15 protein-coding genes are annotated in these 13,979 nt (G+C 65.0%); 4 read left to right on the top strand and 11 right to left on the bottom strand.

All coding sequences use genetic code 11. The features are described 5' to 3' along the window. Together IRZ31_RS02185 and IRZ31_RS02180 are read left to right on the top strand one after the other, a co-directional pair. A partial coding sequence (locus IRZ31_RS02185; protein ID WP_297149066.1) for a hypothetical protein occupies positions 1–227 on the top strand: 227 nt, incomplete at its 5' end. Next, positions 224–754, top strand: a complete 531-nt coding sequence (locus tag IRZ31_RS02180; RefSeq protein WP_112432123.1) for a hypothetical protein — start codon at positions 224–226, stop codon at positions 752–754. The genes IRZ31_RS02185 and IRZ31_RS02180, both read left to right, overlap by 4 nt. A gap of 231 nt (positions 755–985) precedes the next feature. Here IRZ31_RS02180 and IRZ31_RS02175 read toward each other — a convergent pair whose 3' ends face one another. Then, on the bottom strand, positions 986–1,309 hold the full coding sequence (locus IRZ31_RS02175; protein ID WP_112432121.1) for a hypothetical protein: 324 nt from the start codon (positions 1,307–1,309) through the stop codon (positions 986–988). A 252-nt stretch (positions 1,310–1,561) separates the two neighbouring features. On the opposite strand from IRZ31_RS02175, the gene IRZ31_RS02170 reads away from it, so the two are divergent. Together IRZ31_RS02170 and IRZ31_RS02165 are read left to right on the top strand one after the other, a co-directional pair. After that, positions 1,562–2,818 carry a hypothetical protein gene (locus tag IRZ31_RS02170; RefSeq protein WP_297149062.1) on the top strand — a complete coding sequence of 419 codons (1,257 nt, stop codon included), beginning with the start codon at positions 1,562–1,564 and terminating at the stop codon, positions 2,816–2,818. Positions 2,819–2,928: 110 nt separating this feature from the next. Continuing rightward, positions 2,929–3,369: an SIP domain-containing protein gene (locus IRZ31_RS02165; protein ID WP_297149060.1), complete on the top strand. Its 441-nt coding sequence runs from the start codon at positions 2,929–2,931 to the stop codon at positions 3,367–3,369. Positions 3,370–3,461: 92 nt separating this feature from the next. Here the strand turns inward: IRZ31_RS02165 and IRZ31_RS02160 are convergent, their stop codons facing one another. The 10 genes from IRZ31_RS02160 to IRZ31_RS02115 form a co-directional block, all read right to left on the bottom strand. Next, positions 3,462–4,685 (bottom strand): alanine racemase, encoded by a 1,224-nt coding sequence (locus IRZ31_RS02160; RefSeq protein WP_297149058.1) that lies wholly within the window; start codon positions 4,683–4,685, stop codon positions 3,462–3,464. A gap of 4 nt (positions 4,686–4,689) precedes the next feature. Continuing rightward, on the bottom strand, positions 4,690–5,808 hold the full coding sequence (locus tag IRZ31_RS02155) for an aminotransferase class V-fold PLP-dependent enzyme (protein WP_297149056.1): 1,119 nt from the start codon (positions 5,806–5,808) through the stop codon (positions 4,690–4,692). Beyond that, positions 5,805–6,767 (bottom strand): hypothetical protein, encoded by a 963-nt coding sequence (locus IRZ31_RS02150; protein WP_297149054.1) that lies wholly within the window; start codon positions 6,765–6,767, stop codon positions 5,805–5,807. Before IRZ31_RS02150 ends, IRZ31_RS02155 begins: the two co-directional genes overlap by 4 nt. A 119-nt stretch (positions 6,768–6,886) precedes the next feature. Continuing rightward, on the bottom strand, positions 6,887–8,281 hold the full coding sequence (locus IRZ31_RS02145) for a YhfT family protein (protein WP_297149052.1): 1,395 nt from the start codon (positions 8,279–8,281) through the stop codon (positions 6,887–6,889). A 206-nt stretch (positions 8,282–8,487) separates the two neighbouring features. Further along, positions 8,488–8,859, bottom strand: coding sequence for a DUF2620 family protein (locus tag IRZ31_RS02140; RefSeq protein ID WP_112432109.1), 372 nt, complete (start codon positions 8,857–8,859; stop codon positions 8,488–8,490). A gap of 182 nt (positions 8,860–9,041) precedes the next feature. After that, the gene (locus IRZ31_RS02135; RefSeq protein ID WP_297149050.1) at positions 9,042–9,428 is read right to left on the bottom strand and encodes a hypothetical protein; all 387 of its coding nucleotides are present in this window, start codon (positions 9,426–9,428) and stop codon (positions 9,042–9,044) included. A gap of 109 nt (positions 9,429–9,537) precedes the next feature. Further along, a complete protein-coding gene (gene yhfZ / locus IRZ31_RS02130) occupies positions 9,538–10,461 on the bottom strand; it encodes a GntR family transcriptional regulator YhfZ (RefSeq protein WP_297149048.1) in 924 nt (307 codons plus the stop codon). Positions 10,462–10,848: 387 nt separating this feature from the next. Beyond that, on the bottom strand, positions 10,849–11,850 hold the full coding sequence (locus IRZ31_RS02125) for a fumarylacetoacetate hydrolase family protein (RefSeq protein WP_297149046.1): 1,002 nt from the start codon (positions 11,848–11,850) through the stop codon (positions 10,849–10,851). Between the two features lie 76 nt (positions 11,851–11,926). Beyond that, complete coding sequence (locus IRZ31_RS02120; RefSeq protein WP_112432102.1) at positions 11,927–13,009, bottom strand: branched-chain amino acid ABC transporter permease; 1,083 nt, start codon at positions 13,007–13,009, stop codon at positions 11,927–11,929. Next, positions 13,006–13,875, bottom strand: a complete 870-nt coding sequence (locus tag IRZ31_RS02115; protein WP_189362041.1) for a branched-chain amino acid ABC transporter permease — start codon at positions 13,873–13,875, stop codon at positions 13,006–13,008. Before IRZ31_RS02115 ends, IRZ31_RS02120 begins: the two co-directional genes overlap by 4 nt. Between the last annotated feature and the right edge of the window lie 104 nt (positions 13,876–13,979).

Below are 13,979 nucleotides of genomic sequence, written 5' to 3'. Positions count from 1 at the left end.
ACCGTTCGGGGGCCCAGTGGTTGGCCCCCCGCCCGGCCAACGCCGGCGGCGCCCCCCTCTTCCGACAGGGCCTGCTCGCCTCCCTGCACAGCGTCGCCCCCGCCCTGGCCAGCGTCAACCAGCTCCCCCTGCAGCAGATCGAGGAGACCCTGGCCGCCCTGCCCGCCGAATGGGAACAATACGGCACGCGCTGCGGCCTTCTGACCGTCTGGGGGTGCAAGCGATGAGCCGCCATAAACGTCGCCAGCCATCCAGGCGCCAGCGCCCTCGACCGCTCCTGGCTAACTCGCAGCTTTTCCCTCTACCAGGGCTCCTGGAGTGGGTCCTCGCCGGGCGCACCCTCGAAGACCTCCAGACAGTGGCCTTCCAGCTGCTCTCACCAGGCGCCCAGAAGCACTGGCAGCGCTGGGAAGAAACCCAGGAGACCAGCGAGCTGGAAATCCTCCTTTCCCCAAGATATAGCGCCGACCACAACACGCTAGAGATCCTGGCCGAACTAGAGCGAGGAATCAAACTCCTGCAGACCCGCACTCAGGAGGTTCTGGAACACGCCCCCGACTCCTTGCTCTATTTCAGTGAACCGGAGATCCGCCAGCTCCGCTGGCTGCTGGGCTTGAGCGAAAATGCTCTGGGCCGGCTGCAGACCTGCCGCAGCCTCCAGCCGTTCCCTCTGGAGCTACGCATGGGGCGACGCCTCATCCGCTACCTCGCCCGCATCCTACGCTACTACCCGCGGCGCGAGAGCCTCAATTGAGCGCTCTCGTTCCGCCCAGGCCGGCTAGCAAGATCGCTGACAAGACCGAGGTAGAGACACCCAGAGCAGCAGAGAAGAGTAGCAACTCAACGAAGACAGGAGGCCAGCCCTCGCCATGTTCCACTTCGACAGAAGCAAGCCGCAGGAGCCTTCCCGGTCTGAACCGGACCAGAAGCCCAGACAGCCAACACAGGAGCGACCAACCGGCGTGGCCGTGCCGATGGGACCCAGTCAGAGCGACGGCTCTTCACCCGGCGCCACAGCGTTGTCCCCTTCCTCAGCAGCCAGCCGCCGATCAACCTCCTCTAGACGGGCTTTGACCAAAGCCAGAGCCAGGGCCTCCCCTAGCATCTGGCTCAGCTCAGCCTGCCAGGCTGTTACCGCCCGCAAATGCGCCTCAACTAAAGCCCGGCGGCTGTAGTCGCACGAGGCTCGCGCCAAACTTCGACGCGCCGCCTCGTACTCAGCAGCTAGCTGCTGCAAGAGAGAGGTCACCCGCTCGGCTTGCGGCTCAGGGCCATCATGGGGCGCTCTCGGTGGACAATCACTTTCCATCTCTTCCTCTCTTTGCCTCTGGCCGGCCCGACACAGCCGTGTGGGCCAGAGGGCCATGATCGGCAATGAAACAATAATTCATAATTTAGTGAGAGATCATAAATCGACCTCTCTCAACAATTATAAGTCAGAAATGACGTGCTCACAATACCCAGAAAATGTCACTGGAGAAGTGAGCATCATAAGTACCGTCTTTTCAATTTAAAAGATTGCGGTTATACTGCTTACAGTGAAGGGAGGAGGCCCAGAAAGATGATCACTGGCACGTACTGGTGGTCTCGCTACGGCGACTTCCCGCCCGGCGATTTCAACCAGCCGCATCACGGTGCGGTCATCAGCTGCTACCGTAAGCGACGTGGATGGACGCAGCAAGACCTGGCCATCGCCGCCGGCGTCGAGTGGCGCACGGTGCGCGAATGGGAGGCGATTGCCATGCTCAACGATACCGCGCGTCGGATCTTCCTGGCAAAGCTCCTGCGCATTCCGCCAGCCCTGCTCGGCCTCGACTGGCGTCTCCTTGGTTACCAGGACGCCCACGGCACCCCCACCGCCCAGGAATCGCTCAGCGAGCTGGCCGCCGAAGACGCCTACTACCACTACGAAGACATCCTGACCCTGGCCTGGCAGGCCCGGCGACAGGGCACCCTCGTCAGCTACCTCTACCGTCTGAAACGCTGCCTGAGCCGTCTGGAGCTGGCCACCCGGCAAGCGCCATCCCACGACCGCGAAGCCTGGCAGGCACTCCTCTGCCGCTACTACCGGCTGGCCGCCGAAATCGAGCGCGATCAGGGAGCCAGTGATCCCCATGCCCGCCAGCGCGTACTCGACTACTACGCCTCGGCTCTGCGCCTGGCTGAGGAGCTGGAGGACCCCCAGCTGGCCGGCGCCACCTGGATGAGCCTGACCGAAGCGCAGCTAGAGTATGGCAACCCCGCCGAGGCTAAGCGGGCTGCTGAAGGCGCCTTACAGTACAGCGAGCGCGTTCAGCCGGTGCTCCGGGGCAACATCTATCTGGTGAGCGCCGCCGCCCACGCCCCCTTTGCCGTCGAGGACGAGACGCTGCGCAGCCAATGCCGGCGCTGGCAGGAGCAGGCCACCACCCTGGCCTATCGCCGGCCTCCCGAAGACGACGGCTCCTTTCTGAAGCTGAACCTGGCCGGCGTCCACCACGAGCGCGCCAAAACCCTGCTGGTCTTCGGAGAGCAGCAGGGCGACCGCCAGCTCCTGCAGCAGGCGCGCGAGGAGCTGGCCCTGGCCTGGCAAGCCCTGACCCCAGACCTGGTGCTCTGGCAGCTCTATTTCTCTCTGACCGAGGCCCGCCTGCACCTGGCGGCCAACGAACTGGAAGCCAGCGCCCACAGCGCCAAGGAAGCCCTGGGACTGGCCCGCTTTATGCAATCTCGACAGGGAAAGGAGCAGGTGCAACAGCTCTACGAGCGCTTACAGGAGCGGGATAGCAATAATCCCCACGTGCTCCATCTCGGGGTCGAGCTGGGGCTGTTCTCATAGGAGGTGGCTACGGCCCCCCTGACACGCGCCGGGCCGGCTCTGCAAGACCCACGCCTGAGACCGACAAGTCAGATCCCTCTCCCTACAGGCACCACCGGCCTTGGTGCTGCATGCGGTGCTCTCTGTGCACACGGGCACCCCGTCCTCTGCTCTCACCGCAACGAGGCGGTCGAGAGAGAGGCGGGGCGCCCGCTCTCTTCTTCGGCGACGAAACCGCCCTTGGCCTTGGCCTGGCCTTCCAGGCAGCCCACCCGCAGGCAGACCTATTCCGCCCAGTCATTGAGGTCAGTGCGTCCGAACATCCAGACGTCAGCACCTTATTTCCTCAGCTGACCATCATCCCACGCCTTGACGGCCAGCCTGGGGCCGCTCACCTGCGCTGGCTTGAGCATGAGCAAGAGGGAATCAATCTGGCAGAGCAGACCTTCTACCTGGTCGGTCACGCCCAGAGCATTCAAGCCATCCGCCAAGTCCTGATGCAGCGCTACCACCTCGAACGGCAGCGCCTCAAAACGAAACCCTACTGGGCGGACGGCAAGCGAGGTCTGTAAGGACGAGGTGAAATCAGCGAGCAGAAAAACCTCCGCCACCTCAATCTGCGTGCCCCTTACTCTGCAGCTTCGTGAGCGCGGCGTCCACTCGATCAGTGGGCGTCGCGCTCATCATCCTTTATCCCCGATGAATCAGTCAGCCAGGAAGCAGGCTGCCAGGCAGGAGGCGTCAGGGAAAGCAGTCGCCAGCTTCCCTGGCCGTCCTGCTCGACCACGGCCCGATAGCTGCGCAAGACAAAGAGCTGGAAGCGGAAGGCCATGATCACCGTTGCCCCAGTCGGCAGGCGGCGCCCAGGGGGCGGCTCCAACAAGCACTGATAATCGATGAACTGCGGCGGCGGGAAGCGCACCGCCACGGGCGCGCGCTCCTCCAGCTCCTCTGGACTCTCACCGACCAGAGCCTGGCGGGCATGGGCCCGAGCGTAGAGGCCGCCGCCGTAGGCCAGGGCCTGCCCCCCAGGAAGCTGGGCCGAGACCTCGCTGACGTAGACCACCGCCGGCTCCTCTTCGCTGCTCCCAAGGCTCTGCTCAGGCGTCGTGCCGGTCAGGGCATGGCCCGGCTCCCCGTGGCTGGCCCCATACTGCGCCAGCAGCGGCAGCACACTCAGCGAGGTATTGCCTGGAGCATTGATCTGTTCGATAGCAAACCCCGCGCTCCGCAGCCGCTCAGCAGAGGCGATCAGGGCCTCCAGATTAGCCGTCGGGCGATAGCAGGCCGCCCCTTCGTCCCAGGTGAAACAGGGATAGCTGGTCACCCCACTCAGACGCAGGCCGGGCAAGCGCGCAACGGCCTGCGCCACCCTTAGCACCTCCTCCGGCGCGAAACCGCCCTCCTGGCCGGGAAAGAAGTCGCCGCCGTTGACGCGTAACAGCACCGGCTGCACCCGCCCCAAGGCCAGCGCCGCCCTGTTGATGGTCGCCGCCGCCTCCAGATCGAGGAGCGTCCAGACTTCGGGCTGCGCCTGAGTCATCAGGGTCGGCACCAGGCGCAGAGGCACTGGCACCAGATGGCCCACGTGTCGCACCGTCGCCCCCTGAGCCAGCAGCGCTTCGGCCCCCATCCAGTCGACCGCTACCGCCCCTGCAATAGAGGCGCGGATGGCCGCCACCAGCTGGGCATCGTAGGCGATCTGCTTGGCCATGTAGTAGAGACCCAGCCCCAGCGTTGCCGCCCGCGCCGCCAGGCGCTCCGCATTACGCCGCACTGCGCCGCGGTCGAAGACAAAGGTATTGGGGGGGATCACGCCGCTGCGATGCAGCAGGGCCGCGAAGCGCAGCAGCCCGGGATTGCGCCGGCGCACAGCGTCGAGAAACATACAGTCATACCTCGCTCAGTGCCTCTTCCAGAATGGCAAGCACGGTCTCGGGACCGGCCCGCATGGGATTGATGCGCAGCCAGTGCTGCGCCTCTTCCGCCCCCAGGCTCGCGCTCATCGTGCCCGAGATGCGGTAAAAGAGGGGCGCCAGCTCGTAGCGCGCCATCGCCCCCACAGGGAAAGGCGCAGCCCCACGAGCGGCGGCGCGCACGACGACCCTCTCCGCCAGGGGCTGGCGCAGGCGCACGAGCACTACCGGCGACTGCAGACTGGCCACATGCGCCTCAACAACGTGACGGGCACAGGCCGGCGGCGGCGCGGTGCGCAGGCGCTCCACCACGGCCTCGGCGCTCTCCTGAGTCAGGGCATTGGCCACAAAGGCCAGGGCCAGCCCCATCAAGACCTCCTGAGCCTGAAATCCCTGCACGCGGCTGCCGCCCGAGTACATGTCGGCCCGGATCGCCCGCGCCAGCGGCTGCGAGCAGAGCACAACCCCGATCCCCTCTGGCCCAAGCAGTTTGTAGGCGGAGAAGGCGCTGACATCGGCCCCCAACTCAACGCCGATGCGCGGCGTGTTGGCGACGGCGTAGTTGTCGTCCACAACGATCGGCAGCTCTGGCCTGACGGCCCGCACCTCGGCGATGACCGCCCCCAGATCATAGTGATCGTCCGGGCGCTGGCGCGTGTGCTGCAGATAGACGGCTTGCAAGGCTGCGTCGCCGAGCACCTGGCGCAGCCGCTCTCGATCGTGCAGGTCGACGGACACGGGCACGTAGCCGGCGGCGCGAAAGGTGACCGCCGTGGTAGCGTAAAGCGGCGCCTCGTGTACCAGAATGCGGCTCAGCGGCGGCAGGAGGGCGAAGAGGGCCGCGCGAATGGCTCCCGTGCCGGCCCCGGTTACCAGTACAGCCTCTTCACTGCCGAAGAAGGCCGCCAGCACCCGCTCGACATGGCGCGTGAAGCGGCTGCCCTCGCCATCGACACCGACGCCCAGCTCACCCCGTGTCAGCCACTCCTGGCCGGGGAAGTGACGACGCAGCGTCTCGATCAGACGAAACTGCAGGCGCCGCGCCTCCTCCAGCCTCAACGGCGGCAGGCGCGCCCCCGCATGCACCACGCTCACGCCTGCCTCCTTTCCAGGGCGGCGGCCAGAAAGCGCCGCGGATTCCGCACGACCAGCCCCTCGATGGTGGCCGCCGGCAGACCCGCCGCCTGTAAGCGCGGCAGAAAGTCGCGCACGAGATAGGTGTAGCCCTGCCCGCCGAGGCGCTGTAGATAGCTGTTGCGCGAGATATCGCAGGAGAGCAGCAGGCGCTCCGCCAGCCCGGCCTGACAGAGGGCCAGAATCCAGGCCAGACGCCGCTCATCGGGAGCATAGCGCTCCTTGCCGACGGTATCGAAGCCCACATAGGCCCCCTGGCGCGCCACAGCGAGCACCTCCTCCAGCGAGGGCGCCAGATCCAGGTGACCGATCAGAATGCGCGCCGGCTCCAGCCCTTCCTCACAGAGAATCTGGAGCTGGCGCAGTCCCCCCTGCCCTAAATGGGCATGCGTCGCCACGACGACCGCCTGCTGTCTGGCGACCCGGGCCACGGCGCGCAGGACTTTCTCTTCGTCAGGATGGAGCACGCTCCCTGAGCCGCCGATCTCCCCCAGTACCAGCGGACGCACCCCGGTGCCGTCGAGACCCGTGCCTAGCTCTTCCTCCAGCAGGGCCGCAATCTCGTCCACACTCAGACGCGCCAGCTCCGGCGGGTGAAAGCGCTGATGATAGAAACCGGTGCTTGGAATGATCTGCACGCCGCTGGCAAGCTGCAGCTGGCGCAAGCGTCCGACGTCGCGCCCCATGCCACGACAGGTCTGCTCGATCAGCGCGGCGACTCCCAGCCGCTTCAGCTCGCTCAGCTCCTCGGCAATCAGATCCAGGCGGTCCAGCTTGCCCGCCGGGTCCTCGGGCGTCGACAGGTCGAGCCAGAGGTGCTCGTGGGCATAGATGAGGCCATCGGCCAGCGGCTGCACCCCGGCAGCCGTCGGCACCAGCAGCCGCTCAGGCACTCCTGCAGAGGCACTGGCTACAGACAATGACCGCTCCTTTCCTCAGAGAGAAGACTCAGACTCCCGTTGCCCGGGTTTTGGCATGGCGCTTCAGAAACCGGCCAGGCCAGCAACCCGGGCCAACAGGCAGCCCCGATCGCGCGATCCTACTTGATCGGGATCGGCGTAAAGAGATGGGCGTAGGCCAGCAGGTTCAGAGCGATGCCGGCGATGATAACGCCGACTGGCCCCGCTGCCATACGCACCACCGGGCGCCCAAGAACCTCGTTGAGGGCATAGAGGCCACCCACAATGGCAATCCCCAGGCCGCTGGCCATTGCATTGCCCGCCGCCAGCGAGCCGAAGAGAATGGCCACCTCCAGCGTCAGATTGATGGCATTGCGAATGTTATCGGAAGCATCGCGGATCGTATGCAGGGCCGCAATGCCTTTGGCGATATAGCTCAAGATAAAGACCTCGATGCCGAAGAGCAAAGCGCCGGCAATGGCCGCCAGGATCGGGTTGGGCAGCAGATAGGCTACCGGGTAGATCAGGGTGAAGCCCACGATCTGGAAGGCCCCAGAGGCTACCGCCGTCGTCACAATCAGAGGAATGAAACCAAGAGCGCGATAAAAGTCGATCTGGGCCGCATTGGCAAACTGGCCTTTGGCAATAACGTAGCTGGTCGCCTCGCCGCCAGCGAACATGTGGGTATTCACCAGCACCCCGAGCAGGAGACCCATGATCATAAAATAGGGGGCGTGGCGACGCAGGCGCGCCGCGTTGGCCGCAAAGATCGAGGAGGTCTCATCATCGGCATCGGCAGCGCTGGCCAGGGCACTGGCCGAGGCCGGCGGATCATCTTCCTCAGCCGACGCTGCTCCCGGCGAGGCCGCCTCGGTGGCCTGAAGCGCCTGGGCCTTCTGTCGCTCGCTGCGCGCGCGCGTCACCTCCTCAGCGACGGCGAAGGCCACCAGCAGAATGACGCCGATCGCCATCGTGGTTGCTCCAGGGAAAACCGAGGGCAGCCATTTCATCGTAATCAGCATCACAAAGATGCTCACCACAAAGGTGATGATTCCCCGCAGGCGCCCGAATTGCATCGTCACGGCCACCGTCGGGAAGAAGGAGAAAAGATAGAGGATAGGCGTCGACATCTGCTGCATGGCCGTCAGGAAGTTCACCGGCAGGCTGTTGGCGGCGGTGGTAGCGGCGCTGAGGCCGAAGACCACGACCGCGCCCCAGGCCGCGCCCAGGATGGGGGCGATCCACTTGCGCGGCGAGAGGATGCCGAGGATGTCCGACGGCAGAAAGAGGACCCAGGGATTAAGAACGCCAGAGGAGAAGGCGACGGGGACACCAAGACCAAAGATGAAGCCCGCCGAGAGGCCGAAGGCAATGGCGGTCATCTGAGGGCGCGCCAGCTCGCCACGATAAAAGTCGAGCAGGAAGGGCCGTACGCCGTCGTTGAAGACGGCCAGGGCCATCTGCGAGAGGAGCGCGGCAAAGGCCGTTGCCAGAATGGTGAAGACAATGACCAGGGGCGTCAGATGCAGACTCATAGCGGTCCTTTCCTTTCACGACGTCCGGCGGCCTGCGCCTCCCGCCCGGCACCAGCACCAGGCAGAGCAGGCACGGCATGGCGCGGCGTCGTTTTGTCTCTGCGCTGCGGGGAGCAAGCCGCTGCCGCTGCGCTTGGCTTGCTGCGTTCGCTTGATCGCTGTCGGTGCTGGCAGAGGCTGGAGACTGAAGACTGGGCGCCGCGGAGCTACGAGCGTGGAGGCTGGTAACTCTGGATGGCCTCGACCAGCACGGGGACAACGGTATTGATCTGGTCGACGGAGACGCCAAAGGCGCGAATACCTGCCGCGAGCAGCTTTTGCACTTCCTCGACGCTGACCCGCGCCTGCCTCCCAAAGGTGTGGCAGCGCTGCCGCCCAAGGAAGGCCATCAGGGCACCCAGCGAGCCACCGGCCCCGGTGTGGCAGGTGCCGATGTAGTAGGCGTCGCTGCGGCGCTTGAGGAGCTGCCCGGCTTCCAGATCGTTGCTGACGACCACGTTGAGGGTGGGATCACGGCGTTGTTCGAGCAGGCGCTTGAGATCGGCCTTGCCCACACCGCCAATGTAGATGGTTGCCATCGTTCGCGCACCTCCTGCCTCTCTGATGGCAAGCCTGACCGGCAGGCCCGTGCCAGGCTTTACTGTCGTCCGGTCATGTCGTTGATCGACTGAGTTACTTGCTGGTTATGGGTTACGCCTCTCACCCCCTGTCGGGCCTGTTTTGGAGTCAGCAGCCTGTCTCTCGGATCGGGCAGGGCGCTCTACGGCTCCTGACCGCGGAGCACCAGGGCCCCGAGATGGAGCAGGAGAAAATCCTCCTCCTCGGCGGGCAGGCTCAGGTCAAGCTGCTGGAGAGCCTGCGCGCGGATCTGTCCCGCCCAGTCCTGCAGCCTGGGCAGGACCTTGAGGGCGCTGGCCTCCTCGTGCACGAGCGGACTCCAGGCCGAGCCAAGACCTTCGCCACGCCGTATGCGCTCCAGAGCCAGCAGCAGGTGACTGGCCAGCGGCCCCATGTGCTCCTCATCGCCAGGGCACTGGGCTTCCTGCTCCAGCCACTTCAGGATCTGGCGCACAAAGGCCACGATCGCCGGAGCGGCCAGGCCCTCGCGCTCAAAGATGGCCAGGCGCTGCTCAAGATCTTGCTCCATGTCCTGCTCCTTCCTTGATCGGGCCACAGGTCCGGGCTACGGCCTGCCAGCAGGGACCGCTCACGTCTGCTTTGTAACCATCGGTCAGCCCAGCCCCAGATCAGCGATTTCAATAGCGGGGCAGGCGCCGCTGATCAAGGACCTGCCGCTGAGCCGTGGTGATCTCCTCGGGCGCGAAGATGCTGGTGAGCACCTGGTAGACGGGGGCCTCGCGCAGGGCCACAATGGCGGCTTGCGTGGCCAGAGTACGCAGACGTTCCTCGCCCTGCAGCGGTAGCAGCTGCAGGTTGGGGGGCAGGCTGCCCACACCCTCGCGATTCCAGATGATGGCATCAAACTGCCCTTCGCGCAGCAAATCGAGGACCTGCAGGCGCGTGGCCGGCACGCTCTCCCAGTCCTGGCGGGCGCGGAACTCCTCGGCAGTGAGCAGGATCTCATCGAGGGAGGTCTGATCAATACCAACGCGGCGGATCTGCTCGCGCGGCAGGCGGCTGATGAGGATATGCTCGCTGACGTAGGAACCTGGGGGCAAGCTAGTGACAATGGCCAGCTCGGGATAACGTTCAACCAGGTGCTCGGCGGCCAGCAGCGACATGACGGCGTAGTGGTAATGCCCCTGGCGCACCATCTCGGCCCGCGAGAGCGAGCCGCGCTGATAGGTCATGTTGAACGGCAGGCCCGAGGCCTCCAGCCGATCGTAGAGGGCCGTGGCCAGCCCCTCGTAACGCAGCGTGTAGGGCAGAGGCATCGAGCCGATGATCCATTCGTTGCCGGCATAGCGCCAGAGCAGCGGATAGTTGACCTGCTCCAGAATGGAGCCTTGGGCGCCATGCGCGGCTACAACAATGGCCCCCGCCCGCGTCAGATAGCTGAAGGCTTCCTGAACGGTGCCGTTGCCCGAGCGCAGGCGGCGCGCGACGTCGACCATGCGCGGCAGCCGCTCGCCTTGACGATAGCGCAACAGCAGACGCGCTAAGCCAATGGTCACTTTGCCCGTCTGGGAGAGGAAGTCTTCGGTGTCTGGCAGGGCCATCGCGCTGGCGCTCTCCTTCGCTCTGCTCACCTTGCTCGCTCAATATCCAGAATACTGGATAGAGTATAACTGACCAGCGAGCACCTTGTCAAGCCGCCAGTGCCGCCAGTCGCTGGCCAGAGACTGGAGCGGCCTTCTGAACAAGGACAGGAGGAGGGAACAGCGGCAAGCAGTAGCAGTAGACCGGCGCATAAGGGGGGAAGAAAAGGGCGCCGGGGAGTCAGGAAAAAAGGGAAGGCCGCGGAGATGGACGGCTCGCAGGCAGCGCGCAAGGGACGGAACGCAGAACGCACTGACTGACAGCGAATGCAGAGGTAGGGGCAGAAGCAGAGCCGCTCGCCCACGACCTTCCCGTCTGCTGAGCGGAGAGACGTGCGCGCCGGGTCCTCAGTCCGTAGCGGAGGAGCGGCGTGGCTGCGGGAGCCAGCCGGGCGGTTCTGGCTGGCCGATGCGATTGCGCAGCACGCCCAGGCCGCTAATCTCCAGCTCGACCACCGCGCCTGGCTGTAGAGAGCGCCCATGCTCGGCGCCGCTCCCTGTGCCGACGGTGCCCGAGCCGAGCAGCTCGCCCGGCCAGAGGGTCTCACCGCAGGCGGCGTAAGCCACCAGCTCCTCGACCTTCCAGGTCAGGCTAGCGCTTGAGCCGCGCGACCACTCCTCTCCATTGACGCGCGCCACCATCGTCAGGTCGTCGAGATCAAGCTCATCGCAGGTCGCAATCCAGGGGCCGAGCGCAGTCGCGAAGTCTTTGCCCTTGGCCGGACCAAAGCCGCTGCTCATCTCGGGTCCCTGGACATCGCGCGCACTGAAATCGTTCAGGATGGTGACCCCGAAGAGCAGGCTCCGGGCCTCCTCGGGGGAGACATTGCGGCCCTGCCTGCCGATGACCAGTCCGATTTCCAGCTCGTAGTCCAGGTGGTGAGTGTAGTGCGGCCAGGGTACCTCGGCCTCGGGGGCCACGATGGTCAGGGGATTAATCTTAAAGTACGGTGGGCGCTGGTAAAATTCTGGGAAGACGCTTCCTCCCTGGCGCGCAGCCATATTGCGCACGTGCTGCTCAAAGGCAGTAAAGTCGCGAATCGTGGGAGGATCGAGGGGCGGCAGCCAGCGCACGCTTTCCAGGGGGTGCACGGCCTCCTCCGCTGGGGCGGCGCTCGCCTCGGCAGCCGCCTCGCGAAAGGTCTCGCCCAGGGCAATGGCAGCGCTCATGCTGGCCGGAAAGAGCGCTGCGGCCAGGCGGCGCGCCGCTTCGCGCGTGGCTCCCCGCCTTTCGAGCCGCAGGCGCCAGGCCGTGGCCAGATCGATGACGCGCTGGGCCTCTGGCTGCACCACGACCAGGCGCGCCTCCTCTCCATCAACACCAGTGACAGCAATACGAGCGAATTTCACGACGACCTCTCTCCTCTCTATCTCTCTTGGCCTGATTGAATCCGCACCCGCTGCGCCAACCAGACAACCAGTCAGGCTAGCCTTCGCCCAGCCTTGACCGTCCTCCGACGGCCTCCTGGGCGCCCAGAGCGGTCACAGCCTGCTTGCTGTGGGCGAAGCGGCTCACGAAGATCTCGCCCAGGCGGCGCCCGAGCTTGAGGGCCAGTGGCCAGAGTCCTTCGGGTGCCAGGCGAATAATCAGGATCAGCAGCAGACCAGTCAGCAGGCTGCTGAGGGCCTGCGAATTCTGCAGCACCTGCTGCAAGGTAAAGAAGACGACCGCTCCCACTAGTGGCCCCGTTGAGGTAGCGATGCCGCCGATGATCGTAATAATGATCATCGTAATGACCCAGTTCATGCTGAAGGCCGAGTCCGGCTCGATCTCCAGCTTGTTGAGGGCGATCAGCCCGCCAGCCAGCCCGACAAAAAAGGCACTGATAGCAAAGGTCACCAGCTTCACCGGGAAACTATTGACCCCCAGCTCGGCGGCGGCCTCCTGATCGTCACGGATGGCCATCAGACGCAGGCCGAAGGGACTGCGCACCAGCAGCACGATGGTCAGGGTGGTCGCGACCAGCAAGCCGAGGGCCAGATAGTAGAGCGTGGAATAGTCCAGGGTCGCAGCGGGCGGCAGATTGAGGCCGCTGGTGGCGCCGGTGAAGGACCAGTTGAGCATCCAGGTCAGGGCGGCCATCGCCAGCCCGAGCGAGCCGATCGAGAAATAGGCCTCGCGCAGGCGCATCAGCAAGAGGGCCGCCAGCGTTGCCAGAGCCGCCGCCAGCAGGCCGCTCAGCACGAGATCCAGCAGCAGCGGCAGCCCGGTGTGCAGCAGCAGCACGGCAATAGTATAGGAGCCGGCCCCCACAAAGAGCGAGTGGCCCAGCGAGAACTGACCGCCGTAGCCGCCCAACAGGTTCCAGGACTGGGCCATCGTCATATAGTTGAAGAGCGTAAAGGCCAGCACCAGATCGAAAGCGCTCAAGTAGAGTGGTCCCAGGGCCGCCAGGAGGACCAGCACCCCCAGCACGCTCCAGCCAAGCCAGGGAGCCAGGTGGCGCAGGGGCTGGCGTCTGGCGACAGACGGAGCAAGCTGGTCGGAGGAAGCGGGTTGCGTCTTCATTTGGCCACCCCCACGCGCTGACCAAAGAAGCCCTCGGGCCGCACAATCAAGACAATCACCAGGAAGGCGAAGACAATCAAATCGCGAAACTGCGGCCCGACAATGCTGGCGGCCACCTCCTCCAGCACGCCAATGAGCAGGCCGCCGAGGAGTGTGCCCCACAGCGATCCCATGCCGCCCAGCACGATCACCGTAAAGCTACGTAGCAACCAGCTAGAGCCGGTAGTTGGGCCAAAGCCAAAGGAGAGGCCGATCAGCGTGCCGCCCACGGCAGAAATAGCCGCCGCCAGGCCGAAGGTGATCCCATAGACCAGCGGCACATTGATGCCAATGGAAGCCGCCGCCCCTGGATCTTCCGCCGCCGCTCGAATAGCCTTCCCCAGCGGCAGGTAGCTCAGCAGCAGATGGGTTCCCACCACCAGGAGCAGGGCGGCCACCAGGGCGATCACGTAGACGGTGCGCACGGTATCGCCAAAGATGTTGAGGCCCGTCAGGGTATAGGAAGCGCTCAACGAGAGCGTGTTATTGCCATAGATCAGCCCAAACAGTGTCTCGGCCACCAGCAGCAGGCCGAAGGTCGCCACCAGCAGGGTCTCCTGTCCGCGGGGAATGAGCGGATTGAGCAGGAGGCGCTGCACCAGGTAGCCGATGACAAACATGATGGGGGCCACCAGCAGCAGGCAGAGCAGCGGGTCCAGATGGGTGAGGCTTGATAGCGTATAGGTGAGGTAGGCGGAGCCGATCAGGACCTCGCCTTGAGCCAGATTGACGGTATTCATGACGCCAAAGACCAGCGTCAGCCCCAGGGCGATGGTCACGTAGAGGCCGCCCAGAAAAAAGCCATCGATCAGATGGTAGAACAACATAGGGGTCCCTCTCCTTCCCTCTACAAACAGCGAGCGGCACGGCATGGAGCAGCATCACAGCGGCGGCAGACGGGACCAGGCTTGATCAGGCTCGATCAGGCCCG

It is taken from the genome of Thermogemmatispora sp. (genome assembly GCF_019683635.1).
GTDB lineage: Bacteria > Chloroflexota > Ktedonobacteria > Ktedonobacterales > Ktedonobacteraceae > Thermogemmatispora.
This window is presented reverse-complemented; position numbering and strand designations above follow the sequence as displayed.

Excerpts from the sequence above, each read along its gene's own strand:
- IRZ31_RS02180 (WP_112432123.1), top strand. The coding sequence starts at position 224 with ATGAGCCGCCATAAACGTCGCCAGCCATCCAGGCGCCAGCGCCCTCGA.
- IRZ31_RS02175 (WP_112432121.1), bottom strand. The coding sequence starts at position 1,309 with ATGGAAAGTGATTGTCCACCGAGAGCGCCCCATGATGGCCCTGAGCCG.
- IRZ31_RS02170 (WP_297149062.1), top strand. The coding sequence starts at position 1,562 with ATGATCACTGGCACGTACTGGTGGTCTCGCTACGGCGACTTCCCGCCC.
- IRZ31_RS02165 (WP_297149060.1), top strand. The coding sequence starts at position 2,929 with ATGCGGTGCTCTCTGTGCACACGGGCACCCCGTCCTCTGCTCTCACCG.
- IRZ31_RS02160 (WP_297149058.1), bottom strand. The coding sequence starts at position 4,685 with ATGTTTCTCGACGCTGTGCGCCGGCGCAATCCCGGGCTGCTGCGCTTC.
- IRZ31_RS02145 (WP_297149052.1), bottom strand. The coding sequence starts at position 8,281 with ATGAGTCTGCATCTGACGCCCCTGGTCATTGTCTTCACCATTCTGGCA.
- IRZ31_RS02140 (WP_112432109.1), bottom strand. The coding sequence starts at position 8,859 with ATGGCAACCATCTACATTGGCGGTGTGGGCAAGGCCGATCTCAAGCGC.
- IRZ31_RS02135 (WP_297149050.1), bottom strand. The coding sequence starts at position 9,428 with ATGGAGCAAGATCTTGAGCAGCGCCTGGCCATCTTTGAGCGCGAGGGC.
- yhfZ (WP_297149048.1), bottom strand. The coding sequence starts at position 10,461 with ATGGCCCTGCCAGACACCGAAGACTTCCTCTCCCAGACGGGCAAAGTG.
- IRZ31_RS02120 (WP_112432102.1), bottom strand. The coding sequence starts at position 13,009 with ATGAAGACGCAACCCGCTTCCTCCGACCAGCTTGCTCCGTCTGTCGCC.
- IRZ31_RS02115 (WP_189362041.1), bottom strand. The coding sequence starts at position 13,875 with ATGTTGTTCTACCATCTGATCGATGGCTTTTTTCTGGGCGGCCTCTAC.